A 24,936-nucleotide genomic window follows, 5' to 3' on the forward strand; every position below is an offset into this window, starting at 1 on the left:
CGCCAGACTGGCCTGTGATCTCTGAAGCCTCTGGAGCACACTGAGGCTGTGACGGCGAGCGGGGTGCTCGATCAGGCGCGGGAGGCTTTCGCCCGGCGTCTGTGGGCGAGTGCGTACCGGGACTTCGCCGCAGCGGACGCGGCGATGCCACTCGAGCTCTCCGACCTGGAGAGTCTCGCGCTCTCGGCGTACTTGTCCGGTCACGATGAGGAGTCGACCAGCGCGTGGACGCGTGCACACCACGCGGCGCTCCGTCGCGACGAACCGACGCGCGCCGCCAAGTACGCCGTACAGATCGGCGCAGGGCTGTTGTTCCGCGGGGCGGCGGCACCCGCGATGGGCTGGTTCGCGCGCGGCGAGCGTGCGCTGGAAGGATGCGGCGACAGTCCGGAGCGCGCCTGGTTGCGTACCTGGAATGCGTTCGTCTGGATGTGGAACGGCGAGTTCGGCAAGGCGCAGCCGGCCTTCGCCGACGGCGCGACGGCCGGACGACGGTGCGGCGACACCGACCTGCTCGCGATGGCCCGCCTGGGCGACGGAATGAGCCTCGTTCTGCAAGGCGACGCCCGGGCCGGGATGGCGTTGCTGGACGAGGTGATGGCCGGCGTCACCTCCGGCGAGGTGTCGCCGATGTACGCCGGTATCGCGTACTGCACCGTGATCGCCGGCTGCTCGGATGTGTTCGACCTCCGCCGCGCCAGAGAGTGGACCGAGGCGCTGACCCGGTGGTGCGATGCCCAGCCCGAGCTCGTTCCGTTCCGGGGCAACTGCCTGGTTCACCGCTGTGAACTGATGCAGCTGGACGGCTCTTGGCCGGAGGCCGTCGCGGCTGCACGGCAGGCCTGCGAGCACCTGTCCGGCTCGGTCAAATGGGACACGCTCGGTTCGGCGTACTACCAGCTCGGCGAGCTGCAGCGGCTGCGAGGCGACTTCCCCGAGGCGGAGAAGAGCTTCCGCAAGGCCAACGAAGCGGGCCGCTCGCCCGAACCCGGTCTCGCGTTGCTCCGGCTGGCGCAAGGACGAATCGACATCGCCCTCGGCATCCTCGCGCGCGCACTGAGCGAGGCCGACGATCCGCCGGCGCGATCACGGATCATGCCGGCGTACGTCGAGACGCTGCTGGCCTCCGGTGACGTCGAGTCGGCACGGGGGTACGCGAGCCGGCTGAAGGCGTACGCCGACCTCATGGATGCGCCGTACCTGCACGCGGTGGCCGACGCCGCGCTCGGCGCCGTGCTGCTCGCCGACGGCGAGCCGGGCGCGGCGCTCCGGACCCTCCGCGCAGCCGCTACGACGTGGCGCGCACTGAACGCGCCGTACGAAACGGCGCGCGTCCGGGTGCTCATCGGCGCCGCCTGCGACGAGCTCGGGGACCCGGAAACGGCGGCCCTGGAAACCGCGGCCGCACGGAAGACCTTCGAGGAACTGGGCGCGGTCCCCGACCTCGAACGGCTCGCCCGCCCAGTCCACAGGAGCCTGACCGCGCGGGAGGAAGAGGTACTGAACCTGCTCGCGGCGGGGAAGACGAATCGGAGCATCGCGCGAGAACTCGGTCTGGCGGAGAAGACGATCGCCCGGCACGTCAGCAACATCTTCACCAAGACCGGAGCACAGTCCCGGGCGGCGGCCACGGCGTACGCGTACGAGCACCACCTGATCCAGGTGCGATGAAGTACCCACGGGCTCCGGTCCGTCCGTGGGTCGTTCGACCGATGCCGCCCGTCGGGCCGGCCGCCTAGTGTCGATCTCATCCTCGAAAGGAGACGATGATGACCGACCTACAGACCAGTCCGGTGGCGGCGTGGGACGTGATCGCGGCCCAGTACGACGAACATGTCGCGCCCGGCGAATCCGACCTCGCGGAAGCCGCGCTCCGGATCGCAGCACTGCACCCCGGCGACACCTTCCTCGACGTCGCCGCGGGCACCGGCGGCCTGAGTCTTCCGGCCGCACGTCTCGGCGCGAAGGTCCTCGCGACCGACTGGTCACCGAAGATGATCGACCGCTTCACAGCCCGCGTCGCCGCCGAAGGTCTGGACGCCGAGGGACGCGTGATGGACTGCCACGCACTGGTCCTCCCCGATGACAGCTTCGACGTCTGCGGTTCGCAGTTCGGCGTCATGCTCGTCCCGGACCAGGCCCAGGCGCTGCGCGAAATGGTCCGGGTCACGAAACCCGGCGGCCGGATCCTGATCGTTGCCTACGGCAATCCGGACGAGTTCGAAGCCCTGCACTTCTTCGTCAGCGCGGCCCAGGCCGTCGTCCCCGGCTTCGAAGGCCCGCCGGAGGACGAGCCCCTGCTCGAGTTCCAGGTCGCCGACCCGGCCGTCCTGCGCGGGCGACTGCTCGAAGCAGGCCTGCACGACGTCACAGTCGACACCGGGCACCAGGAGCGCGTCACCGTGAAGAGCGGCCGCCAACTCTGGGACTGGACCCTCGGCGGCAACCCCATCCCCGGCAACCTGGTCGCCGGCCTCACCCGGCACCAACGCGACGACATCATCCAGGTCCTCGACGCCATGCTCCGCGAGCGCGCCGTCCACACCCTCACCGCCCCCATCAACATCGCGACCGGCACCAAGTAGCAGTCACGATGCGATGCCGACGGGCCGGCTCTCGACGGCGAGGGCTACCGTATGCGCGTGAGTGTTGATCCGGTAGCGCACAACCGTGCGGCGTGGGACCTTCAGGTTGAGAGTGGCAACGAGTGGTCGCGGCCGGTCACTCCCGAGACCATCGCGCGGGCGCGCGCCGGCGACTGGTCCGTCGTACTCATCGGGTACCAGCCGGTCGACCGGACGTGGTTCCCCGCCGACCTGGCCGACGTCGACGTTCTCTGCCTCGCCTCGGGTGGCGGGCAGCAAGGTCCAACGCTCGCCGCAGCCGGCGCACGGGTCACGGTCTTCGACAACTCGCCACGGCAGCTCGCCCAGGACCAGCTGGTCGCGGACCGCGACGGCCTGGAACTCCGCACCGTACTGGGCGACATGCGCGACCTGTCAGAGTTCGCCGACGCCTCGTTCGACCTGGTCTTCAACCCGGTCTCGAACCTGTTCGTACCCGAACTCGCCCCCGTCTGGCGCGAATGCTTCCGGGTCCTGCGCCCAGGCGGCACCCTCCTGTGCGGCTTCCTGAACCCAGACGTCTACCTCTTCGACAACGAAGCCATGGACACCCGAGGCGAGCTGATCGTCCGCCACCGCCTCCCCTACAGCGACCTGACCCACGTCCCCGCCGAGGAACGCGAACGCCTCTGGGGCCCGAACGCACCCCTCGAATACAGCCACTCAATGGCCGAGCAACTAGGCGGCCAACTAGCCGCCGGCTTCGTCATCACCGCCTTCGAAGAGGCCCCCCACCACGCCGACGCCACCGCCGGCTGGCTCCCCGGCTACTACGCCACCCGAGCCCTCAAACCCTGACTCTGTCGGTAGCTACTCTGCGACGGGATCTGGGTCTGGTCGCTGGTCGGTCGGCAGACGGGTCGTCTTGTTCGTCGGCGGCAGCCTTCATGGAGTGGGCCCTGGAGAGCTCCGCCAGTTCGTGCCGCATGAAGCTGCGCATGTCGGCCAAACGGGCTTGCTCCTCCTCGCCCGTGCACGGGTACTCGTCGGCCATCAGGCGTGCTCTGACGATCGACGGGTGGTCGACGAGGTCCGCCAGGACGGCGCGCATCAGCACGCCGTGGGACAGGCGATGCTTCTGTATCCCCTGGGCGAAGATCAGGGCCGCCAACGCGACCACGACGACCGTTGCCAGCTTGGTACGCCAATCGGGGTCCGGGGTGCTGGCAGAGAGCACCACGGCGAAAGCGACCATGGGAATGGCGACGTTGATACGGAAGGTGGCTTCCGCCTCCAGACGGTCGTACTGGTCGTGGATTCCCTGGCTCACGACCAGGAGACGCGCTCGGAGGTCATCGGCCGGCACCAGCTCGCCGAACCGTGAGTACTCGCCGTACTTGGCGAGTTCATTCTCGAGGTGATCCAACAACTCGAGCGCGACGCCCTGACTTCGTGGTAGCGTTTCAGGAGTTATCGCCTATAGAGCGAAAACTACCTGAATCGAGAGATGACTCATGGACCTGGCGATCGAGACCATCCGGGCAGCCGTTCGTGCCGCGCTGGACGAGGATCATGCGGAGAGCGATGTGACCACGCAGTGGAGCGTCCCGGCGGGCGTGCGCGTCGAGGCTGCGATGATTGCGAAGCAGGCGGGGCGGGTGGCGGGGCTCGCGTTGGTGGAAGGTGTGTACGACGCGGTCGACACTTCTGTCACGGTGCGGGCGGCGGTGGTCGACGGCGACGAGGTCCGGCCTGGGCAGGTGATGGCGTGGATCAGTGGGCCGGCGCGGTCGATCATTACCGGTGAGCGGGCAGCGTTGAACTTCGTTCAGCGGATGTCGGGTATTGCCACGCTGACCTCCGCGTTCGTGGGCGCCATCGGCAACCACAACGTCAAACTCCTCGATACTCGCAAGACGGCACCAGGCCTCCGCGCGCTCGACAAGTACGCGGTGACCTGTGGCGGCGGCACCAACCACAGGCTCGACCTCAACGCCATGGTGCTGCTGAAGGAGAACCACTTGGCAGCCGCAGGTGGCGTCCGCCCGGCCGTCCAAAGTGTCCGCGACGGTATGGCTGCGACCGGCCAGCACCTAGCCGTAGAGGTCGAAGTCACCACCTTGGCCGAGGCCTACGAGGCGATGGACTGCCAAGTCGACTGGATCATGCTGGACAACATGTCCATCGACGTCATGAGGTCAGTGATCGAGCAGCGCGACGCATCCGGGTCCGGCTGCCGGCTCGAGGCCTCGGGCACCATCAGTCTCGAGACTGTCGCCGACATCGCCGCCAGCGGAGTCGACGCCCTGTCGGTCGGTGCACTGACGCACTCGGCGCCGGCGCTCGACACCAGCCTGCTGATCAGCCCGTTCGAGCGTCAGCAGTCGGATCATCGAGGTGGGCGCAGTACGGCGAACGGGTCGGTCACCGTCAACTCGCGGGCCACGAACTTGTAAACCGCCGCCGGCCGCCCACCGGACTGTCCCGGCCGGGCGGTCCGCTCGGTCTGGCCGATCACCTGTCGCCGGGTCAGCACCCGGGTCAGATTGGTCGCGCTGAGCTCATAGCCCAGGGCCGCGCTGAACAGATCGCGCAACTCGGCGATGGTGAACTCAGCCGGAGCCAGTGCGAACCCGATATTCGTGTACGACAACTTCGCCCGCAAACGCGCAACGGCGGCATCGATGAAGTAGTGGTGGTCGAACGCCGTACGCGGCAACTCGTCCACCCGATGCCACGCGGTGTCGTCCGGCAGATTCGGCCGTACGTCGGACGGAACCAGCCCGAGGTACGCGGTCGCGAGCACCCGCGCCCGCGGATCACGATCGATCGCACTGTGGGTCGCCAACTGCTCCAGATGGGCGACATCACGGACGTCGACTTTCGCCGCGAGATGACCGGTGATCGCCTCCCGGAGCCGTTCCGTGGGCTGCACGCCTCCCCCGGGCAGCGCCCAGCGGTACCGGAACGGGCTCTGTCCGCGCCGCCACAGCAGAACGCACAGATGTCCGTCACGGACGGACAGCACCACGGCCAGCACCTCGTGCGGGTAGCTGGGGATGTTGACCGGATCACTTTTCTTGGCCATGGGCATGTCGCCGATGGTACCGTCAGACCAGTTATCGCCTATTAGGCGAAAACTAGAAGGAAGGGAACAGGCAATGTCCGTTGCCCAGAGCACTGCGACGACCTGGCAGGAAGAGGTACGCCGCCTGGCCCGCGAGCAGAACGCGGTCGTCCTCGCCCACAACTACCAGGACCCCGCGATCCAGGATGTGGCCGATCACGTCGGCGACTCGCTCGAACTGTCGCGGATCGCCGCCACCACCGCCGCGTCGACGATCGTCTTCTGCGGCGTGCACTTCATGGCCGAGACCGCGAAGCTGCTCAGTCCGGACAAGACCGTACTGATCCCCACGGCCCAGGCCGGATGTTCGCTGGCCGACACGATCGACGCCGATCAGCTGCGGAGCTGGAAGGCCGAGCATCCCGGTGCCGCGGTGGTTGCCTATGTCAACACCAGCGCGGCGGTCAAGGCGGAAGCCGACGTGTGCTGCACGTCGTCGAACGCGGTGGCCGTCGTGGAGTCGATCCCGCCGGACCAGGAGATCCTGTTCCTGCCCGACCAGTTCCTCGGCAACCACGTACGGCGGCAGACCGGGCGCGACAACATCCACGTCTGGATGGGTGAATGCCACGTCCACGCCGGGATCAGCGCGGCCGATCTGCGGGAGCAGGTGGAGGCCGATCCGGCGGCGGAGATTCTGGTGCATCCGGAGTGCGGCTGCGCGTCCTCGGCGGTCTGGCTTGCCGGCGTCGGTGACCTGCCCGCGGACCGGACCCGGATCCTGTCCACCTCCGGGATGCTCGGCGCCGCCCGCGACATGACGGCGAAGACGGCGCTGATCGCGACGGAGATCGGCATGCTCCATCAGCTGCGCAAGGTCAACCAGCACACGACATTCCGGCCGGTGAACCCGAAGGCCTCGTGCCGCTTCATGAAGATGATCACGCCCGAGCTGCTGCTGCGGTGCCTCCGCGAGGGCCGCGACGAGGTCCACGTGCCTTTCGACGTGGCCGAACGGGCCCGGCAGTCGGTCGAGCGGATGGTTGCCATCGGCAAGCCCGGTGGTGCTCGGTGAGACGATCCGCTGACGTCGTCGTCATCGGCACCGGAGTAGCCGGCCTGTCCACCGCGCTGGGCCTGGCCGCGACGCGGAACGTACTCCTCGTCAGTGCCGGTTCCGGGAGTACGCCGTGGGCACAGGGCGGGATCGCCGCCGCGTACGGCGATGACGACCCGCTCGACCACGCCCACGACACCGAGATCGCCGGCGCGGGGTTCTGCGACCCGCGCAACGTCCGGGCACTGGTCGAAGAGGGTCCGCAGCGCCTCGCCGAGCTGATCGCCCTGGGCGCGCGGTTCGACCGCAACGCCGACGGTTCGCTGTCACGAACCCTCGAAGGTGGTCACGATCGCCACCGGGTCGTCCACGCAGGTGGTGATGCCAGCGGCGCCGAGGTTCATCGGGCACTGCACGAGGCCGTGCAGCTCGCCGGCGTCCGTACGGTGACTGGCCGCGTCGTCGGTCTGGTCAAGTCGGGCTCCGGACACGTCACCGGCGTACTCCTCGAGAAGGGCCGCGACGTCAACCAGATCGACGCTCGCGCCGTCGTACTGGCCACCGGTGGGATCGGCAACGCCTATCTGGCCAGTACGAATCCGTCTTCCGTCCGCGGCGACGGCATCGCGCTGGCGCTGCAGGCCGGGGCGTCGCTGGTCGACATGGAGTTCGTGCAGTTCCATCCGACCGCGCTCTTCACCGGCGAGACCACGGGTCAGCTGCCCTTGGTCACCGAGGCGGTCCGCGGTGAAGGCGGCGTACTGCGTGATCTGCGCGGCCGCAGGATCATGCCCGACATACACCCGCGTGCCGACCTCGCTCCGCGGGACGTCGTCGCGCGGGCGATCGAGGCGACGATGCGGCGCGACGGGTGTGAGTACGTGTGGCTGGACGCCCGGTCGATCCCGGAGGACACCATCCGCCGGCGGTTCCCGACCGTCCTCGCGTCGTGCCGGCGGATCGGCGTCGACATGCTCCGCGAGCCGATCCCGGTCGCCCCGGCCGAACACTTCCTCTGCGGCGGAATCCGCACGAACCGCGACGGAGCCACCGATGTCCCGGGACTGTACGCCGTGGGCGAGGCCGCGGGCGGCGGTGTCCACGGGGCCAACCGACTGGCATCGAACAGCCTGCTCGAGGGCCTGGTGTTCGGGCGGCGGGTCGCGACGGCGCTTACCCTCGACCTGCCCGCGACGTCGTACGGAGAGCCGACCCGGCTGACCTTGGGCCAGGACCGCGAACCGGACAAGATCCGGGCGTTCCTGACCGAGTACGCCGGTATCCGGCGCGACGGCGCCGGCCTGCAAACCGCCGCCGACCAGCTCGACTCGGCGGGCGACGGGCCCCTGGCGACGGTGGCGCGCACGGTCGTCGCGGCAGCGCTCACCCGCGAGGACAGCCGTGGGTGTCACTGGCGCTCCGACCACCCGCTTACCGACGACCGGTGGAACCGGCACGTTGTCATCCGTCTCGACGAGGACGGCCGCCCAGCGGTACGCGAGCCCCTCCACTCGACCGCTGGACTTCTCGTCGGGCGGTCTTGAGCGGATGCCGTTCGGCGACTTAGTATCTGCGTATGCGCGTAGATACTAAGTCGCCGCGGGAGACGCCGGAGGACGATCACGTCGCCTTGGCGGTCGAGGTCTTTCGGATGCTGTCGGACGCGACCCGCGTGCGGCTCCTGTGGGCGATGCTCGACGGCGAGCGGTCGGTCAGCGAGCTGGCGGAGACGGTTGGCAAGTCGCCGGCCGGTGTCTCGCAGCATCTGGCCAAGCTCCGGCTGGCGCGACTGGTCCGCAGCCGCAAGCAAGGCAACCAGGTCTTCTACCGGATCGAGAACTCGCACGCCAGCCAACTGGTCGAGGACGCGATCTACCACGCCGAACACTCCAGCGGGGGCTTTCCTCCCCACCACCGCCCGCACCCAGTCACCGGGTCGAGGACCAAGAGCCGATGAACACCACAGAACATGGGCATGGGCACGGCCATGGGCACGGTCATGGGCATGGCGGCGGATGGTTCAGTGGGGTCAAGCGGATGTTCGTCCCGCACTCGCACGACAGTGCCGACAAGGTCGACTCCGCGCTCGAAGCCAGCAGAGACGGCATGCGCTGCCTGAAGATCAGCTTCGCCGGCCTGATCGTCACCGCGATCATCCAGACCGTGATCGTGTTCCTCACGAACTCGGTCGCGCTGCTCGGCGACACGCTCCACAACTACGCCGACGCGCTCACCGCGATCCCGCTGGCGATCGCGTTCATCGTCGGCCGCCGGCTCGCCACCCGCGCGTACACGTACGGCTTCGGCCGCGCCGAGGACCTGGCCGGCATCGTGGTCGTGGTGCTGATAGCGGCCTCGTCGGCGTACGCCGGGTACGAGGCGGTCATGCGCTTCATCCACCCGTCCGAGGTCCGCCACGTCGGCGTGCTGATCATCGCCGGTGTCGTCGGCTTCCTCGGCAACGAGATCGTCGCGCAGTACCGGATCCGCACCGGCAAGCGGATCGGATCGGCCGCCCTCGTGGCCGACGGCCTGCACGCCCGCACCGACGGCTTCACCAGCCTGGCCGTGGTTCTGAGCGCGATCGGCGCGTGGCTCGGGTTCGACCTGGCCGACCCGATCATCGGTCTGCTGATCACGGTCGTGATCCTCTTCGTACTGCGTGACGCCGCCCGCGAGGTGTACCGCCGCCTGATGGACGCCGTCGACCCGCACCTCGTCGACCAAGCCGAAGAGGTCATCCGGTCCGCTCCTGGCGTACTCGATGTGACCGACGTCCGGCTCCGCTGGCTCGGCCACAGCCTCCGCGCCGAAGCCAGCATCACCGTCGACCCCAGCACATCACTCGTCGACGCCCACCACCTCAGCCACCAGGTCGAGCACGAGCTGGTCCACGGCGTACGCCGCCTCACCTCCGCCACGATCCACACCGAGCCACTCACCCCCGACTCCACGCCGGCCCACAACCTCCTCGCCCACCACCGCTGACGCAACAGCGGCGGACCTGCAGCTCGACAGTACGTAGACGCCTAGTACCCGCGCTCGTACGCGAGGCGGCCGGGCTGGTTGCCGGCCAGTGGACGTATACGTACTGTCCACCTGCACGGGCATGCCCACCGTCGTACACCCGGCGACGGCCGGCGACCCCGCGATCTTCGTACGCCGGATTCGCGCTGTCCTCGGAGTAGCCCGCAACACGCGGATCGAACCGCGCAGGTGCCCGAAATCGTCGACGCCTTCGTCGGCACCTTCATCCGGCTGCTCGACACGGTAACGATCACCGGTGACTACCCCGAGGAGACCTGGTTCCCAGTGCACCAACACCGTCCGCAGCGTCCTCGAGTCCCACGGCGCTACCGGCGTACAGATCAGCCTCGACTCGAAGAAGGTGACCGCCACCTTCCCGTCGGAGGACGTCCGAGTGCAGGCGTTCGGCGCGATCCGGGAACAGGGCTACACCGTGGTCGCGTCCTGACGCCTCTCCCCGACCGCGGGCGGCTCGGCGCCGAGTTCGCGGAGGGCGGTGGTATAGCGGTCGACGTTGCGCAGCTTGACGGATTCGTAGCCGCGGACGAGGTCGGGCAGTTCCGCCAGTTGGACCGCGCGTTCGTAGGACGCCCGGTCCAGCTCGGCGGCCAGCTCGGTCATCAGGGCGCGGTAGTGGTCCCGCAGGGTGCGCTCGAGCTTGCGGAGATGGGCGTAGCCGAAGAGGTCGGCGCGGGTGCCGCGCAGCCACTTGAGCCGTGCGAGGACGCGTAGGGCGCCGTGCGACGCGGGGCCGAAGGAGATCTTCTTCTGCCGGCCGATCGCGCGCAGTACGGGCGGGTGCAGCTTGAAGGAGACCGTGCCGCCGGGGAAGGATTGGCCGGTCGAGTCGAGGAACGCCGGGTCGGTGAGGAGGCGCGCGACCTCGTACTCGTCCTTGTACGCCGTCAACTTGAACAGGTTGCGGGCAACGGCCTCGCTGAACCGGGTCTCGATCGTGACTGCCTGCTCGGCCGCCGCGACCCGCGCGACGAAGTCGACGTACGAGTTCGCGAGCTTGAGGTTCTGGTACGCGACAAGGTCGGTGGCGCGCTGCGTGACAAGTCGCAGTACCTCACCCTCCAGGCCGGACGCGTCAACTGAAGCCGGTACGTCGGCCTTCACGGCCGGGGCCGTTGCCGCGCCGGCGGCGCGGAAGGCGGCTGGGTCGGTGACTGCGACGCGTCCCCAGGTGAAGGCGGCGATGTTCGCGGCGACCGCGGTGCCGTTGATCGTGATGGCTTCCTCGATGGCGGCGGCCGGGAGCCGGAGCGCGCCGGTCTGGTACGCGGCGCCGACGAGCAGGAAGTTCGCGGCGATCGTGTTCCCGAAGATCCGGTCCGCGGCCTCGAGCGCGTCGAAGTCGAACAGCTCCCGGCTCGCGGTGCGGACCCGTTCCAGCAGACCGGCCTCGTCAGGGTGCTGGACGGCCGGGTCGTACACCATCGCGCCGGTCGCCGTGCGGCTGGTCGAGACCACCGTCCGCGTGGCGGCACCGTTGCCGTAGGCAAGGTTCCGGTCCTCGGCAAGCGTCAGCAGGTCGAAGCCGAGGAAGCAGTCCGCGGACCCGGGAGTCAGCCGGTTCGCCGGCTCGAGCTCGCCGCCGGCGAACCGCAGGTGACCGGTCACCGGTCCCGCCTTCTGGCTCAGCCCGGTCTGGTCGAGCGACTCCACGGCGTACCCGGCGCGATGCGCGGCGGTCGCGAGCACCTGGTTGACGGTGACGATGCCGGTCCCGCCGATGCCGGCCAGGAAGACATTCTGGGTACCGGTCACCCGCCCCTCGGCACTACTCGGCGCAACCGACGGCGGCACCGGGAAGGTGGTCTTCGGACGAGGCGCGGTACGGCGTGACGCCGTACGACTCGGCGCTGTTTCGACGACCACGAACGACGGGCAGTCGCCGTCGAGACAGCTGTAGTCGGTGTTGCAGGACGTCTGCTCGATGCGGGTCTTGCGACCGTACTCGGTCTCGACCGGCTGCACCGACAGGCAGTTGCTCTTCACACCACAGTCGCCACAGCCCTCACACACCGCCTCGTTGATCACGACACGCTGCGTACGGGCAGGCAGACTGCCGCGCTTGCGCTGGCGGCGCGCGTCGGCGGCGCAGTGCTGGTCATAGATCAGCACCGTGACACCGGGGACGTCCCGCAGCATCCGCTGAGCCTCGTCAAGACGATCGCGGCTCCACAGCAAGGTCCCGGGCGCGAGGTCGCGGCGACGGTACCGTCCGAGCTCGTCGGCGCAAACGACGATCTTCCGCACGCCCTCGACGTACAGCTTGTGGGTCAACTGCGGCACGGTGAGCGCGCCCTCGGCGTCCTGCGCGCCGGTCATCGCGACGACGTCGTTGTAGAGAACCTTGTACGTGATGTTGACGCCGGCGGCGATACAGGCCTGTACGGCGAGCTGCCCAGAGTGGAAGAACGTGCCGTCGCCGACGTTCTGGAAGATGTGGCCGGCGTCGGTGAACCACGCCTGCCCGATCCACTGCGCACCCTCACCACCCATCTGCGTGACTCCGGTGACGGCGCTGTCCTGCCGGTCGGAGATCGTGACCATCGCGTGGCAGCCGATCCCGCCGCCGCCCATCGACCCCTCGGGCAGAGCGGTGGAGCGGTTGTGCGGACAGCCGCTGCAGAAGTACGCCGAGCGGCTCGTGGAGAGCAACGGAAGCTGGGTCCGCCGCGGCGGGGGCGGCGTGATCGCGATCAGGTCCTGCAGCAGGTACCGCAGTGGCGCGAGCAACCGACCTGACGTGAGTTCGCCGTCGGCGGGAATCAGCAGCCGGCCACTCGAGTCGCGCTTGCCGGCGATCTGCGGCGCGTCCGGCGTACCGTACAGAATCTCCCGGATCTGGGTCTCGACGAACGCGGTCTTGTCCTCGACCACGACGATCCGGTCGAGACCCTCGGCGAACGAGCGGATGGTCCCGGGCGCGACCGGGCTCATCAGACCGAGCCGCAGCACCCGGACACCCGCCCGCGTGAGCGCCTCGTCCGTGACGCCCAGGTCCGTCATGGCCTGACGCATCGAGTCGTAGCAGCTGCCCGTGGCGACGAATCCGACCCGCGCGCCGGGCGAGTCGACGTCAACCACGTCGAGGCTGTTCTCGACGGCGTACGCGCGAACCAGCTCGGTCCGGGGCCCGACCAGATCCGCCTCGGCGCGCACGATCGCGTCGGGCCGGACAACCATCGGACGCTGCTCGTATGCGTACGGTTTGCCCTCCCACTCGATCGCGGGCGTGACAGGCAGGACCTCGGTTGCGGCGGCGTCGACCGTCCACGCACCGTCGGCCACGTCCGCGACGATCTTCAGTGCGACGACGCAGCCCGTCACCCGCGACATCTCGATCGCGTGCAGGCCGAGCGTCACGATCTCGGCGGCGTTGCGCGGGAACAGGACAGGGATCCCCAGTGCGGCCAGGGACCGCTCGCTCACCGCCGGTACGGTCGACGACTTCGAGGCCGGGTCGTCACCGACCAGGAGTACGGCGCCGCCGCGCGGGTTCACGCCGTACATGTTGGCGTGCCGCAGCGCGTCGGTCGCGCGGTCCACACCAGGGCCCTTGCCGTACCAGAAGCCGGTGACGCCGTCGTGGGTGCCGGTACCGAGCGGCAGCTCGATCTGACTCCCCCACACCGAGGTCGCGGCGAGTTCCTCGTTCAGTCCGGGCACGAACCGGATGTCGTTCTCGTCGAGCACGTCCTTCATGCCCGCGAGCAGCCGGTCGAGTCCGCCGAGCGGACTCCCCTGGTAGCCGGAGACGAAGGACGCCGTACGCAACCCCCGGCGCCGGTCGAGCGCGCGATGCTCCACGAGCAGCCGCGCGATCGCCTGCACCCCGGTCAGCAGCGTCGGCGGACCGGCGTGCCGGAACCGGTCGTCGAGGTCGTACGGCGGCAGCGCGGCGAGCCGCTCCGCACTGATCTCGACGGCGATCTCGGCAGAGGTCTCGGCGGGGGCGATCGCGGTCATCGACTCTCCTGGGGTCCGCGGCAGTTCCCCCGAGAGTGCGGGCTCGGTGGGCCAGGTCACAAGAGATGTCGTCGAGTTTGGCGACGATTCGCAATCCCCGGTCTTGTTTCATTGGCTCGCGCGCAACAAAGGACATGCCCGGAGTAGACTTCGTTGCGTGCCCGAGCAAGCCAGCCTGGACGACACCGACCGCGCGATCCTCGACCTGCTCCGCGACAACGCCCGCCGGCCCCTCCGCGAGATAGCGACCGCGGTCGGCCTGACCGTCGCGCCGGTCCAGCGACGGATCACCCGGCTGGAGAAGCTCGGCGTGATCGAGCGCTACACCGTCCAGATCAACCACGGCCGCATCGCCGGCGGCATCGAAGCAATGACCGAACTCCACTTCGCCGACGACCTGGACCTCGCCCAGATCATGGAGTTCGTAGCCCAGGTCCCCGAGGTCAAAGAGGTCCTCACCCTCGCCGGCGACCCCGACGCCCTGATCCGAATCCAGGTGGAAGGCGTAGAAGACCTCCGCCGAGTAGTCAGCTCGCTCCGCTCCACCAAAGCCATCGCCAGCACCAAAACACTGGTAGTCCTAGAACAATGGACCCGCCGCGGCTGAGAAGCTTCAGGCGCGCCTCCCCGATCGCCGCGTCGCCCGCACGCCCAACGCCCGGTTCCGATCGCGGCCACGGAACCCCGATCATCCATGGGTCCGCGTCAGATGTTCTCTGCGAGGTGCTTGATAGTCGCGAGGCGGCGGTCCCATTCGGTGCCGATGGCATCGAGGCGGCGAGCCATGGCGCTCAGCTCGGTCCCGATCACCCGGTACCGCACCTCGCGTCCGGCTTGCACGGTCTCCACGAGGCCGACCTCGTGCAGCACAGCAAGGTGCTTGGCGATGGCTTGCCGGGTCACGGGCAGGCGCCGGGCGAGGGCGGACGCCGAGGCGTCGCCCTCGCCGAGGGTCGTCAGGATGCTCCACCGAGTCTCGTCGGCGAGTGCGCTGCACATGGCGACCACGGTCCCGTCCGGCAGTGCTCCGCTGCTCATGCGTCGCGCTCGAGCAGGGCGACGAGTTTGTCGAGCTCGGCGTCCCAGCCGCCACGGTGGTCGGCCATGAACTGCGCCGGGTCGCTGGTTTGGTCGAAGCCGGTCTCGACGACGGTGAGCTGGGTGCCGCCGGGGACCTTCTCGAGCGTGAAGGTGAAGACCGTCGAGCGCTGTTCGTCGACTGTCTCCGGCAGCGGGTCTTCCTCATTCCACCAGCGGTAGGACACCGTCGTCTGCGGGTCGAAGGTCTCGACCCGGATCGGCACCCGGCGCTCACCCGGCCAGCCGATCGTGCCGAGCGCGCCGACGCCGGCGCCGGCGCCGGTGAGGGTGAGCTGGCCGAACCACTGCGAGATCAGCTCGGGTTCGGTGACGGTGCGCCAGACCTTCTCCGGGGCCGCGCTGATGTGGATCGTGCGTCGCACGCTGAAGGTCTCGGCGTCGATCACGGCTGCCGGGTTGTGCGTGTTCTCCATGGGGTTTTCCATTCTCTTGTGGGCGGTTGTCAGTGGTCCATGGCGGGTTCAGGTTGCCGGGACACGGCCGTCTGCGACGAGACGGCAGGGCGCAGGGACCGACTGGCGATCGCGGCGGCGATGGATACGGTGGCGAGGATCACGGCCGTGACGAGCGCTGCGGGGATGCCGCCGATGTCGATCGCCTGCCCTCCGGAGAAGGCGCCGATGGCGTCGCCGAGGTTCCCGGCCGAGGCGGGCAGGGCGGCGGCGAGGATGGCACCGGGGCCGGCGAGGTGCTCGACGCGATGCTGCCAGGGGCTCGTGACGCCTGCACCGCACATGCCGAGACCGAGCAGCGCGATCACTGCGACCACCGGGTTCGCTCCCCAGAACACCATCGCGATGAGCGATGCGGCGACGAAGATGGCGCCGAGGATCAGGGCGCGTGGGGCTCCGGCGTCGGCGAACCTGCCACCGCCGAACGATCCGACCGCGGCGGCGATCCCGAAGCCCATCAGGCATACCCCGATCCACGGCCCGGAGATGCCGGCCACACCTTCCATGAAGGGCACAAGGTAGGTCTGCGCCGCCGAGGAGCCGGCGAACAGGAGGACGCCGACGCCGAGCACCGCCAGCACGCGCGGGGCGAACGCGAACCGCAGCTGGCCCATCATTCCGACCTCGCTCTCGGCCGGCACAGGGGGCACCACGAACAGGGCGAGCAGGAGCGCGACGGCGGCTGCCAGGACGACGGCGCCGAACGACACCCGCCAGCCGACGGCATCGCCGAGCATCCGGCCCAGCGGCATCCCCACCGCGCCGGAGACGGCGAACCCGGAGATCACCACCGCCATCGCGCGCCCGGTCAGCTCCCGGGGCACGATCGAGGTCGCCGTGGTGATCGCCGCCGCGATGAACAGCCCCTCCGCCGCGCCGATCACCAGCCGGGCGGCGATGAAAGTCTCCAGGCCGGCGCCGAGGGCGGGCAGCAGATTCAGCCCGGTGAACACGGCGAGCGCGGCCAGCAGCACCGGCCGCCGGCCCAGTCGGGCGGTGAGGAACGTCAGCAGCGGCCCGCCGATCGCGATCCCGAGCGCATTCGCCGACACCAGTGCACCGACCGCCGAGAGCGGGACGGCCAGGTCCGCGGCCATCAGGTCGAGCATGCCCGCCACGAGCATCTCGGCGCATCCCATCACGAACGTTCCCGTGAACAACACGCCCAGGATGATCGCCGTTCGCGAACGACCTGCTCCGGAACGACTCCCTCGATCAGGCATCAGAACCTCCAACAACCTGCAACCCTTTGGTTGCAGGCAAGCCTGACAGATCTCCCGCCAACCTGCAACCCCATGGCTGCAATAGCGTCCTGGGTTGACTTCTGCACACGCGCGCGACGGCGCGCAACAAGCAGGCACCAGCCGGCCAGGACGATCCGGTGCAGCGCACGTAGCAGGTGCGTGAGGGACCGGGTGCGTACCACCTCGGGCAGGTAGCGAGAGTACGTTGCCCTCGGCGCGCCTGGTACCGGTGGAGGAGTCCGCGGTCCCATCTGCTTCAGCTTTATGCCCGAAAGACGGTCCCGACTGCTGGCGTCGGGACCGTCTTCGTCGCGCACGAGCTCCGAAACGTCACCAGAGGCCGCCACATATCACCGAACACGTATCAGGGCAGTCAACCGCGGTTGTAGGGCTGGACCGCCGTCTTGGTGGCGCCGATCCTCAGGTTCCGGAAGTCGGAGCGGAACGTCGCGCCCGGCTGGTAGTCCTTGTACATACCGAACTTGATCCTGAACTCGTTCTTGAAGGAGTCGTCCTTGCACTTGGAGCGCGTCGCGTAGCCGAAGTACTCCTCGCGCTCGAAAAGCTTCTCCTCGACGGTGGTCGGTCCCTTGTGCCAGACCGCGATACGCCCCTTGGGCGCGCCGTCGTGGTAGGGCTCCACGTTGTACTTGATGACGAAGGAGTGCCACTCGTTGGCACCGATGCTCTTGGTCGCCATCGAGATGTCGTAGTTCGTGTCGGGGTCCTCGCCCCGGCGCACGAACTGGAGGTTGTGCCCGTTGCCGGCACCGGACTGGATCCGCACGCCGCCGATCGGGTTGGCGGTGCACTGCCACAGCTGCAGCACGTACGCCCCGCTGCCCGTCACGTCGTCGACGCCCTCGGGGATGCGTACGTCGAACCCGACCCACACGTCGGTGTGGAACGGCAGGTCCCACCCCGTCGCCAGCTCCGTGCGGTCCCGGAGGGTATTTCCGGCAGCGTCCTTCCAGGTGTTCTTGGCGGGATCCTCAACGATGGCGCCTTCGTACTCGAAGTCCTTGTCCGTGCGGAACGTCAACGCCCGTGGGCCATCGGTCCCGGTGATCTGGGGCGCCTGTCCCGCTCCCTGACACTTCCCTGGAAACCAGCCGGCGCCCTCCCGGAGGTTGCCGCCGGCCCCGAGCGTCGCACTGCATGCGCCGGCGTTCTCGATCGTCCAGCTCTCACCCGCGATACCCGCCGAGTAGCTGGGCACCGCGGCTGCTGCCGCGCCGGCGGTTCGTGAGTTCGTCACTGCGGCGAACCCGACCGTGGCGCTCAGGGTCAACGCCACGGTGAGAGCCATCGTCTGTCGAGCAAGTCGACCAGGGGCCGAGATCTGCATCTGTGTCACTCCTTACCGGTCGGGATGTGTTCCATGGCTGGTTCCATGGCTGCGGTGGCCGGGATCTCGGGGTCGGGTAGATCCTGCCTTCGCAAGGTTTCCGCGAACGCTTTGAGGCCTGGCGTCTGGTAGACGGCGGCGGCTTCGTCGGCGAGCCACAGAGCGGTTCGGTCGAGATCCGAGGGCTGCCGGGGCCAGATCCAGCGGCGGTCGTCGTTCGCGTGGCCGGCCCAGAAGTGGAACGCGTCGCGGAGACTGCCGTAGCCGGGTTCGGCGGGCGCGTTCCAGAGGTCGCGGCCTTCGGCGGCTGCGACTCGACAGCACACGGCGAAGGCTCGGAGACAGTAGATGGTGTAGAGCAACGAGTCGGGACGAGCCAGTTCTCTCGGGAGCGAGCCGCCGGTAGCGATGTGGCGCAGCCGGATGCCGAACCGATCGAGGATCTCGGTGAGCGCGGTCCGATCACCGACGAACTGCAGATAGCGCAGTACCTGCGCGTCCCACCACACTCCGTGGTTGTTGGTCATCAGTTCTTCCTGCCGGCCGAGTTCGCTCGACCGCATCCAGTTGGCCAACTCGGCGAACCAGTCCTGCAGGAGCGGGAGACCTTCGGCGAATCGGCCGGCCCTCACCAGCAGGTCGACGTGATCCAGGAGGTCGGTCAGGAGCGTCGCCTCGATCTGCCCGATCGCCGCACCGTCGTGCCGGCCCGGCAGCGCGGCCGCGTGAGCGAAGTTGGGGCGCATCGCGGTCGCCGGGTCCAGGAACCAGCGTTCGAGACGTGCCACCGCGGCGTCGGCGTAGCGCGCCTCGCCGGTCAGGACGTGGGCCTGCACCAGGGTGTTGACGGCCGCGGCCGTTTGCCGGAACCGCCGTTTGTCGTAGCGATCGCTCCACGCATCGGGGTTCCGCCGGCCGTCGACCCTGATGTACGGCAGACCGTCGGCTGTCTCCGGATTCGGCCAGGAGTAGTTGCCGACCGAGTAGTAGTCGTGGGCGTCTCCGGCCCAGTCCGACGGCTCCCGGTCGAGGATGGAATACGGCCGGCCGGCCAGGAACTCGTCGGCCCGGGTCACCAGCTGACGTCTCACTTGGGTCCCGCCTCCGAGAAGGCCTGCTCGAACTCGGCCCGGATCTTGTCGCCGCCGCCGTTGCGCCACTTGGTCACGGCCGCCTTCCAGCTCGACACGGGTGCACGTCCGGCCAAGATGCCGTTCCGCGTATCGGTCAGGTCCTTGCCCAGCTGCAGGCCCTTGGCGGCATCGGTCTCGGAGTACAGGCCCTGGGTCGGATCAGGGGCGAGAATCGGCAGCGCGGCCTCCTGGTAGTCGAAGCGGGCCTGGGCGACATCGCGCCGGCCCGGGTCGTAGATGGCCAGGGTCGGGCCGGCGACGTACCCGAACGGCACCAGCCGCAGATTCTGGCCACGCGAGTTCACGATCGGGTCCTTGCCCTCGAACCTGAACGTCTGGCCCTCGATCCCGAAGTTCCGCAGGAGGTACTCCGACGACCCGAACGGCGCGGCGAGCCAATCGAGGACCCGGAGCACCTCGCGGACCCGGTCCGGGTCGGCCTGGGTGACGGCGGTGAACGCCTGAGCCGCACTCCCCCGAGGGTGCACGGGCTTGCTCGCCGCGTCGTACCCGAACATCGGAAGAGACCCGAGCTTGAAGCCCGGCACCTCGGCTCCCCACATCTCGTACTTGCTCCAGCCGGCGTACCCGCCGAAGACGATCGGGGTGGTCCCGTTGGTGAACCAGTCGTTGCGTTGGTTGTTGGACGCCACCAGGCCGTCCGGATGGAAGACGCCGGCGTCGGCCAGTTCGCGGGTGTCGGCCAGCGCCTTCTCGTACTGCTCGAGTTCGATGTTGGAGGTGAATTTCCCGCCGTCCTCGCTCCAGCTGCCCGGGATGCCCAGGGAAGCGGCGATCATGGTCAGGGTGCTGCCCGGATCGCCGCAGGCCCAGCGGGACTTGCGCTCGTTGGTCAGCCCTTTCAGCAATGCCTTGAACTCTCCGATGTCCTTCGGCTGCGCGGGCAGTCCGGTACCGGCGACAAGGTCGGCGCGGATCCAGGCGACCGACGGGATCGGCACCCGGGCGATCGGTACTCCCCACAGGGCGTTGCCGTACACGGTCTTGCGCCACGCGTCGGTGGACAGACCCGCCAGGTTCGGATAGTCCTTGACGGCATCGCCCGACAGGTACTCGGTCAAGTCGGTGAACTTTGCCTTCAGCAACGCCGGCAACTGCTGCACCGAGCCGTAGATCGACACCACGTCGGGCAGGTCTCCGCCGGCCACGGTCGTCGCGAACCGTTGAGCGTAGTCAGCTGCCGGCGCGTACGTGATGTCGAGCTTTCCACCGAGTCGCTTGTCGACCTCCTGCCACAGCGGATTGTCGGACTTGCCAGGCGCCACCGGGTCGAAGGTGTAGGTGAGGGCGGAGATCTGGCCACCCGAGAGCGGAGGCTTGCTGACTGACGCGACGGGATTCGGCGGGTATTCGAAGTACCCGCTCATGCCGAGCGGACTCGCGCTCTTCAGCGCGGGTTCGGCGTTCCCGGCCTGGGCGAACGTCGGGAGAATGTCCGCTCCGATTCGGCCGGAGGTTCCCGTCGTCGTCTTGGCGGAGCAGCCGAGAGCTGATCCGGCGGCGCCGGCAACGGCCGCCGCAGACAGCCCTTTGAGCAACGTACGGCGCGAAAGCGCATCCATGGTTACGGTCCCTCCTCATGGCGGGCGTCCGGTCGATCAGCCTTTGACGGCGCCGATCAGAAGTCCCTTGCTGAAGTGCTTCTGGATGAACGGGTAGATGATCAGGATCGGGATGACGGACATGACCAGAATCGCCATCTGGATCGATGCCTGGGGTGGCAGCGACTCAGTCGCCGCCGAGAGCTCGTCCGTCCCGAGCGGTGTCTGGTTCACGACGAACGTTCGCAGCACCAGCTGCAGCGGCCACTTCTCCGGCGACGGCAGGTAGAGCAGGGCAGAGAAGAACGCGTTCCAGTAGGCGACGGCGTAGAACAAGCCGACCACCGCGACGACGGCCTTCGAGAGCGGCAGGACGACGGAGGTGAGGATCCGGAGTTCGCCGGCCCCGTCGATCTTCGCCGACTCGGTCAGCTCACCGGGAAGCTCGAGGAAGAAGGACCGCATCACGATCACGTTGAAGGCATTGACCACCACCGGCAGGATCAACGCCGCCAGGTTGTCGATCAGGCCGAGCTGCTTGACGATCAGGTACATCGGGATCATGCCCGGATTGAACAAGAGGGTGAACAGCGTCATCAGCAGGATCGGCTTGTGCAGCAGCGATCCCGGCCGCGACAGGGCGTACGCGAGCATGATGGTGCAGGCCAGCGACAGGACAGTGCCCACAGCGGTGACCACGACCGACACGCTGAGGGCCCGCGTCACCACTCCTCCCGACAGAACGGCACGGTACGCCGCGAGCGACGGATCGCTGGTGAAGAGGACAAGTCCACCGCGCGCGCTGATGTCGCGTTGCGGCGCCAGACTCGTCATCACGACGGCGACGAACGGGACGATCACCGCGAGGCAGGCCACGGTCAGCAGTCCACCGCGGGCCGCGGTCGCCCAGTGCGGTTGCCGCCCCATCCAGGCCGGCCGGTCGTCCGACGCCGGTCGACGGTTGCGCCGAGCCCGGCGTTCCGCGGTCGTCTCCAGTAGTCCGGTCATTTCGAGTACACCCCCCGCTCCCCCATGGCGTGGGCGAGCCGATTCGCCCCGAGTACGAGAACCACGCCGACGACGCCCTTCACCAGGCCGACCGCGGCCGAGACACCCCAGTTCCCGCCGATGATCCCGTTGTTGTAGACGTAGGTGTCGAGCACTTCGGAAGCCTGCGCGCCGACCGGACCCTGCTGCAGGAGGATCTGCTCGAAACCGACCGTGAGCGAATCACCCAGCCGCAGGATCAGCAGCAGGACGATCACCGGCCGGATCGCGGGCAGCGTCACGTGCCACAGCTGCCGAAGCGGGCCGGCCCGGTCGATCGCGGCGGCCTCGTACAGGTTCAGGTCGACCTTGGAGAGCGCGGCCAGGAAGATGATGGTCGACCAGCCGGTGTCCTTCCAGATCACCTGCGACGTGATCAGCAGTTTGAACAGCTCCGGTACGCCGACGATCTGGAAGGTGCCCAGGTTCGCGGAACGCAGCCACTCGTTCAGCATTCCGCCGTTGCCGAACATCTGCTGGAACAACGCCACGACGATGACCCAGGACAGGAAGTGCGGCAGGTAGAGGATCGACTGCGTCAGCCGCTTGGCTCGTTCGTTCAGCATCGAGTTGAGGACCAGGGCCAGCGCGATCGGCAACGGGAACACGAACAGCACCTGGACCATCGTGATGACCAAGGTGTTCACGAGCGCGTTCAGGAACTCCGGGTCACCGTCGAAGATGACCGAGAAGTTGCTCAGGCCAACGAAATCCGATCCGCTGATCCCGAGGAACGGCTGGTAGTCCTGGAAGGCGATCACGTTACCCAGCAGCGGCAGGTAGTGGAACAGAACCAGGACGATCACGCCTGGTACCGCGAGCACGAGCAGCACCCGGTCCCGATGCCATCGGGCCGCGAGCTGTCCGCGGACACGTGTCTCGCGGGCGGCAGGCGCAACAGGATCCGCGCCTGCCCTCGGCCGCACCTTGGTCCCCGACGACATCAGCGGATCCTGCTGCCGACCGCTGCGATGGCAGCCTCGACCATCCCCCGCACGCGCTCCTGCGCGCCGTCCCGCGCCTGCCGCGCAACTTCGGCCGCGGCCGGTCGGTCGTCGGCGATCTTCCGCAGGAGTTGCCCGGCCGCAACGTCGGCCCCAGGTCCCAACTCGACGAACGGCAGGCCGAGATCGTTGTACATCTGGCCCTTGATCGTGTCGGTCGGCTGCCGCAGGTAGACCGACGGAACACCTTCCGCCAACGCGATCAGAGGTGAGTGGCACTCCATGCTGACGACGGCGCCGGCCTGGCGGTACACCGCGGCCGCCTCGGTCAGGTCCCAGAACCGCGGCAAGATGTGGACCAGGTCGGCCACGTCGGCAGGGAATGTCCCCGCGAACTCGGCCTCGGCGAGTTCCATCGCATAGCTCATCTCCGGCACGACGAGCGCCGGCTCGCCAGTGGCTCGCACCCATCCGATCACGGTCTGCCGCAGAACGTCCAAGTCGGACTTCAGATAGCCCGCGTTGTAGGCCGTCCGGCGAACATCCTCGGCCGCGGGCGGGTAGTTCCGGATCTGGTGGTACGGCGTGAAACGCAGCCGCGGTACGACGCAGAGGAAGCGACCGGGCTTCAACCCGTACTCCGCGAGAACCGCCTGGCCGTCGCCGTCGTCGACCACGTCGAACATCACGGTCGCGTCCGGACCGAACGCGATGGTGGGCGCCCCGAGGTCCTGGCCGGCCAGGAACCGCTCGGTCAACGAGTCCCGGCAGTAGACGAACGCGGCCGTGTCGAGTACCTCGCGCTGGTGCTCGGTAAGCAGGTCACCGTCGATCGCGCTGATCATGCTCGCCGCCCGCGCCAGCGTCGAGCCGTACGGCCGGAGCGGATCGACTGTGACCCCGAAAACGCCGTGCGGCTTTCCGGTCCGCCGATGCCATTCGGCGACCTCCACCTGCGCAACGAGCGACGGCCCCGACCCGTGGACCAAAAGGTCGCCTTCGGCAAACAACCGTTCCAGCGCGGGGCTGAGCGCCTCGCCGGGCACGACGCGGTCCTCGACGATCTCGACGTCCGGAAAGTAGCGGCCGAGCATCCGCCGTACGTTCTCGTCGATGCTGCGAGCCCACAGCGTCAGCTTCGCTTCCGGTGCGTAGCGCTGAAAGGCCCGGAGCGCGCCCGGCGTATGGGCGACGTCGCCGATGTTGACGGTTTGCCAGCCGGAGACGAGAACGACGTGAACCATGAGGATCCCTGTCCAGCCCATCCCGAGCATCGGTGGGCTTTACGGTCGATTCGGAGCTACTAGGCGAGCATCATGCCGATGATTCATCGGTTAATCAAGACCCGACGAGTGCGCCGATCGTGACTTCTCGACAGGTGGGCGCTCAGCCGGCGTACGGTGCTGTCGATCCTCGATCGATCAGTTTCGGCGCCGGTCGCGTCACCAGTGCCGACTGGACGCGGCGGCCGTCGATCAACCGGCGCAGGGTCGTATAGGCGCGCATTCCGGCTTGCTGCACAGGCATCCGGACCGTGCTCGGTGCCGGCCGCATGGCGTCCGCGATGGGCAGATCCTGGTACACGACGATCGACAGATCGTCGGGAATCCGCAGGCCGAGATCGATCACCGCCGCGATCGCTCCCGGTGCCGCGACGATGTTGTCGATGATCAGCGCGGACGGTGGCCGGGCCGAGCCCAGGAGCTCGCGCGTCGCGGCCGCGAGGTCCGACGGCTCGTAGCCGACCTGCTTGACCAGCGACCGGTCGAAGCGCACGCCCGCTGCCCGCAACGCCGAGCGGTAGCCGTCGACCCGGGCGGTGCTGGCGATCGGGACAACGGGACCGCCGACCAGTGCGATCCGGCGGTGCCCGAGACCCAGCAGGTGCGTCGTGGCCAGACCGATCCCGGCCGCGTCGTCGATCCACACCGACACGGAGTCGTCCGGTCGCGGGTTCTGCAGGATCACGTACGGGATCGACCGCTTGGTGAGTTCCTCGGCGGTCTCGGTCCCCCATTGAGTGGACCGCAACAACACCCCGTCGACCATGCCCGTGCCGACGATCCGGCTCATCAAGTGGCTGCCCGGCTCGATCCACAGCGCGTCGGCCAGCAAGAGCACGTCACCGTGTTCCTCGGCGGCCGTATGCATGCCACGAATCGCCAACTCGAAGACCGGGTTCGCGATCTTCGGCACCACCGCTGCGATCACTCCCGATCTGGACAGTCGCAGCGACTGCGCGGCGTGGTTGACGCGATAGCCCGTGTCCTGGATCGCCTGCTCGACGCGCAGCCGGGTCGCCTCGCTCATCCGGACGTTGCCGCGAGCCCCGGAGATCACCGCGGAAACCACGGCCGTGGACACCCCGGCCCGCTTCGCAATGTCCTTGAGCGTGGTCATGCCGCCAGC

General features: G+C 68.4%; 23 protein-coding genes. 10 read left to right on the forward strand and 13 right to left on the reverse strand.

Annotation, left to right across the window (positions count from 1 at the left end):
• Window positions 1-48: 48 nt before the first annotated feature.
• The 3 genes from E0H50_RS24005 to E0H50_RS24015 all read left to right on the forward strand — a co-directional run bounded on the left by E0H50_RS24005 (window position 49) and on the right by E0H50_RS24015 (window position 3,422).
• The gene (locus E0H50_RS24005) at window positions 49-1,671 is read left to right on the forward strand and encodes a helix-turn-helix transcriptional regulator (protein ID WP_131292308.1); all 1,623 of its coding nucleotides are present in this window, start codon (window positions 49-51) and stop codon (window positions 1,669-1,671) included.
• 98 nt (window positions 1,672-1,769) lie between these two features.
• Window positions 1,770-2,585, forward strand: a complete 816-nt coding sequence (locus E0H50_RS24010; RefSeq protein WP_131292310.1) for a class I SAM-dependent methyltransferase — start codon at window positions 1,770-1,772, stop codon at window positions 2,583-2,585.
• Window positions 2,586-2,642: 57 nt separating this feature from the next.
• Window positions 2,643-3,422 carry a class I SAM-dependent methyltransferase gene (locus tag E0H50_RS24015; RefSeq protein ID WP_238151174.1) on the forward strand — a complete coding sequence of 260 codons (780 nt, stop codon included), beginning with the start codon at window positions 2,643-2,645 and terminating at the stop codon, window positions 3,420-3,422.
• On the opposite strand, the gene E0H50_RS24020 is transcribed toward E0H50_RS24015, so the two are convergent.
• Entirely contained in the window at window positions 3,412-3,990 is a 579-nt protein-coding gene (locus E0H50_RS24020) for a hypothetical protein (RefSeq protein ID WP_131292314.1), read from the reverse strand. The genes E0H50_RS24015 and E0H50_RS24020 overlap by 11 nt on opposite strands.
• An 88-nt stretch (window positions 3,991-4,078) precedes the next feature.
• On the opposite strand from E0H50_RS24020, the gene nadC reads away from it, so the two are divergent.
• A complete protein-coding gene (gene nadC / locus E0H50_RS24025; protein ID WP_131292316.1) occupies window positions 4,079-5,020 on the forward strand; it encodes a carboxylating nicotinate-nucleotide diphosphorylase in 942 nt (313 codons plus the stop codon).
• Here nadC and E0H50_RS24030 read toward each other — a convergent pair.
• On the reverse strand, window positions 4,954-5,658 hold the full coding sequence (locus tag E0H50_RS24030; protein ID WP_131292318.1) for an NUDIX hydrolase: 705 nt from the start codon (window positions 5,656-5,658) through the stop codon (window positions 4,954-4,956). The two genes, nadC and E0H50_RS24030, sit on opposite strands and share 67 nt — an antisense overlap.
• Window positions 5,659-5,665: 7 nt before the next feature.
• Between E0H50_RS24030 and nadA the strand changes: the two genes are divergently transcribed.
• The 5 genes from nadA (at window position 5,666) to E0H50_RS24055 (ending at window position 10,163) form a co-directional block, all read left to right on the forward strand.
• Window positions 5,666-6,706: a quinolinate synthase NadA gene (nadA, locus tag E0H50_RS24035; RefSeq protein ID WP_131292700.1), complete on the forward strand. Its 1,041-nt coding sequence runs from the start codon at window positions 5,666-5,668 to the stop codon at window positions 6,704-6,706.
• Window positions 6,703-8,232 (forward strand): L-aspartate oxidase, encoded by a 1,530-nt coding sequence (gene nadB, locus E0H50_RS24040; protein WP_202868304.1) that lies wholly within the window; start codon window positions 6,703-6,705, stop codon window positions 8,230-8,232. The genes nadA and nadB overlap by 4 nt, the downstream gene beginning before the upstream one ends.
• Window positions 8,233-8,264: 32 nt before the next feature.
• A complete protein-coding gene (locus E0H50_RS24045) occupies window positions 8,265-8,645 on the forward strand; it encodes an ArsR/SmtB family transcription factor (protein ID WP_131292322.1) in 381 nt (126 codons plus the stop codon).
• Window positions 8,642-9,676, forward strand: a complete 1,035-nt coding sequence (locus tag E0H50_RS24050; RefSeq protein ID WP_131292324.1) for a cation diffusion facilitator family transporter — start codon at window positions 8,642-8,644, stop codon at window positions 9,674-9,676. Before E0H50_RS24045 ends, E0H50_RS24050 begins: the two co-directional genes overlap by 4 nt.
• 295 nt (window positions 9,677-9,971) lie before the next feature.
• The gene (locus tag E0H50_RS24055; RefSeq protein ID WP_131292326.1) at window positions 9,972-10,163 is read left to right on the forward strand and encodes a heavy-metal-associated domain-containing protein; all 192 of its coding nucleotides are present in this window, start codon (window positions 9,972-9,974) and stop codon (window positions 10,161-10,163) included.
• Here E0H50_RS24055 and E0H50_RS24060 read toward each other — a convergent pair.
• Window positions 10,142-13,696 (reverse strand): indolepyruvate ferredoxin oxidoreductase family protein, encoded by a 3,555-nt coding sequence (locus tag E0H50_RS24060; RefSeq protein WP_131292328.1) that lies wholly within the window; start codon window positions 13,694-13,696, stop codon window positions 10,142-10,144. The genes E0H50_RS24055 and E0H50_RS24060 overlap by 22 nt on opposite strands.
• A gap of 157 nt (window positions 13,697-13,853) precedes the next feature.
• Here E0H50_RS24060 and E0H50_RS24065 point away from each other — a divergent pair, with 157 nt between their 5' ends.
• The gene (locus E0H50_RS24065) at window positions 13,854-14,303 is read left to right on the forward strand and encodes an Lrp/AsnC family transcriptional regulator (RefSeq protein WP_131292330.1); all 450 of its coding nucleotides are present in this window, start codon (window positions 13,854-13,856) and stop codon (window positions 14,301-14,303) included.
• A gap of 98 nt (window positions 14,304-14,401) precedes the next feature.
• On the opposite strand, the gene E0H50_RS24070 is transcribed toward E0H50_RS24065, so the two are convergent.
• The 10 genes from E0H50_RS24070 to E0H50_RS24115 all read right to left on the reverse strand — a co-directional run bounded on the left by E0H50_RS24070 (window position 14,402) and on the right by E0H50_RS24115 (window position 24,927).
• Window positions 14,402-14,734, reverse strand: coding sequence for an ArsR/SmtB family transcription factor (locus tag E0H50_RS24070; protein ID WP_131292332.1), 333 nt, complete (start codon window positions 14,732-14,734; stop codon window positions 14,402-14,404).
• Entirely contained in the window at window positions 14,731-15,210 is a 480-nt protein-coding gene (locus E0H50_RS24075; RefSeq protein ID WP_131292334.1) for an SRPBCC domain-containing protein, read from the reverse strand. The genes E0H50_RS24070 and E0H50_RS24075 overlap by 4 nt, the downstream gene beginning before the upstream one ends.
• Window positions 15,211-15,239: 29 nt before the next feature.
• Entirely contained in the window at window positions 15,240-16,412 is a 1,173-nt protein-coding gene (locus E0H50_RS24080) for an MFS transporter (RefSeq protein ID WP_202868305.1), read from the reverse strand.
• A 454-nt stretch (window positions 16,413-16,866) separates the two neighbouring features.
• A complete protein-coding gene (locus E0H50_RS24085) occupies window positions 16,867-17,841 on the reverse strand; it encodes a heparin lyase I family protein (protein WP_131292338.1) in 975 nt (324 codons plus the stop codon).
• Window positions 17,842-17,846: 5 nt separating this feature from the next.
• Window positions 17,847-18,932 (reverse strand): alginate lyase family protein, encoded by a 1,086-nt coding sequence (locus E0H50_RS24090; protein WP_165547272.1) that lies wholly within the window; start codon window positions 18,930-18,932, stop codon window positions 17,847-17,849.
• Window positions 18,929-20,557: an extracellular solute-binding protein gene (locus E0H50_RS24095; protein ID WP_131292343.1), complete on the reverse strand. Its 1,629-nt coding sequence runs from the start codon at window positions 20,555-20,557 to the stop codon at window positions 18,929-18,931. Before E0H50_RS24095 ends, E0H50_RS24090 begins: the two co-directional genes overlap by 4 nt.
• 36 nt (window positions 20,558-20,593) lie before the next feature.
• Window positions 20,594-21,544, reverse strand: coding sequence for a carbohydrate ABC transporter permease (locus tag E0H50_RS24100; protein WP_131292344.1), 951 nt, complete (start codon window positions 21,542-21,544; stop codon window positions 20,594-20,596).
• Entirely contained in the window at window positions 21,541-22,527 is a 987-nt protein-coding gene (locus tag E0H50_RS24105; RefSeq protein WP_131292346.1) for an ABC transporter permease, read from the reverse strand. Before E0H50_RS24105 ends, E0H50_RS24100 begins: the two co-directional genes overlap by 4 nt.
• A complete protein-coding gene (locus E0H50_RS24110) occupies window positions 22,527-23,771 on the reverse strand; it encodes a polysaccharide pyruvyl transferase family protein (RefSeq protein ID WP_165547273.1) in 1,245 nt (414 codons plus the stop codon). Before E0H50_RS24110 ends, E0H50_RS24105 begins: the two co-directional genes overlap by 1 nt.
• 142 nt (window positions 23,772-23,913) lie before the next feature.
• Window positions 23,914-24,927, reverse strand: a complete 1,014-nt coding sequence (locus tag E0H50_RS24115) for a LacI family DNA-binding transcriptional regulator (protein WP_131292350.1) — start codon at window positions 24,925-24,927, stop codon at window positions 23,914-23,916.
• Window positions 24,928-24,936 lie beyond the last annotated feature (9 nt).

This window comes from Kribbella sindirgiensis (genome assembly GCF_004331435.1).
In the GTDB taxonomy this organism is placed as follows: domain Bacteria; phylum Actinomycetota; class Actinomycetes; order Propionibacteriales; family Kribbellaceae; genus Kribbella; species Kribbella sindirgiensis.

Coding starts and splice junctions, on each gene's coding strand:
- E0H50_RS24010 (WP_131292310.1), top strand. CDS start 1,770: ATGACCGACCTACAGACCAGTCCGGTGGCGGCGTGGGACGTGATCGCG.
- nadC (WP_131292316.1), top strand. CDS start 4,079: ATGGACCTGGCGATCGAGACCATCCGGGCAGCCGTTCGTGCCGCGCTG.
- E0H50_RS24030 (WP_131292318.1), bottom strand. CDS start 5,658: ATGCCCATGGCCAAGAAAAGTGATCCGGTCAACATCCCCAGCTACCCG.
- nadA (WP_131292700.1), top strand. CDS start 5,666: ATGGTACCGTCAGACCAGTTATCGCCTATTAGGCGAAAACTAGAAGGA.
- E0H50_RS24045 (WP_131292322.1), top strand. CDS start 8,265: ATGCGCGTAGATACTAAGTCGCCGCGGGAGACGCCGGAGGACGATCAC.
- E0H50_RS24050 (WP_131292324.1), top strand. CDS start 8,642: ATGAACACCACAGAACATGGGCATGGGCACGGCCATGGGCACGGTCAT.
- E0H50_RS24060 (WP_131292328.1), bottom strand. CDS start 13,696: ATGACCGCGATCGCCCCCGCCGAGACCTCTGCCGAGATCGCCGTCGAG.
- E0H50_RS24070 (WP_131292332.1), bottom strand. CDS start 14,734: ATGAGCAGCGGAGCACTGCCGGACGGGACCGTGGTCGCCATGTGCAGC.
- E0H50_RS24075 (WP_131292334.1), bottom strand. CDS start 15,210: ATGGAGAACACGCACAACCCGGCAGCCGTGATCGACGCCGAGACCTTC.
- E0H50_RS24085 (WP_131292338.1), bottom strand. CDS start 17,841: ATGCAGATCTCGGCCCCTGGTCGACTTGCTCGACAGACGATGGCTCTC.
- E0H50_RS24095 (WP_131292343.1), bottom strand. CDS start 20,557: ATGGATGCGCTTTCGCGCCGTACGTTGCTCAAAGGGCTGTCTGCGGCG.
- E0H50_RS24100 (WP_131292344.1), bottom strand. CDS start 21,544: ATGACCGGACTACTGGAGACGACCGCGGAACGCCGGGCTCGGCGCAAC.
- E0H50_RS24105 (WP_131292346.1), bottom strand. CDS start 22,527: ATGTCGTCGGGGACCAAGGTGCGGCCGAGGGCAGGCGCGGATCCTGTT.
- E0H50_RS24110 (WP_165547273.1), bottom strand. CDS start 23,771: ATGGTTCACGTCGTTCTCGTCTCCGGCTGGCAAACCGTCAACATCGGC.
- E0H50_RS24115 (WP_131292350.1), bottom strand. CDS start 24,927: ATGACCACGCTCAAGGACATTGCGAAGCGGGCCGGGGTGTCCACGGCC.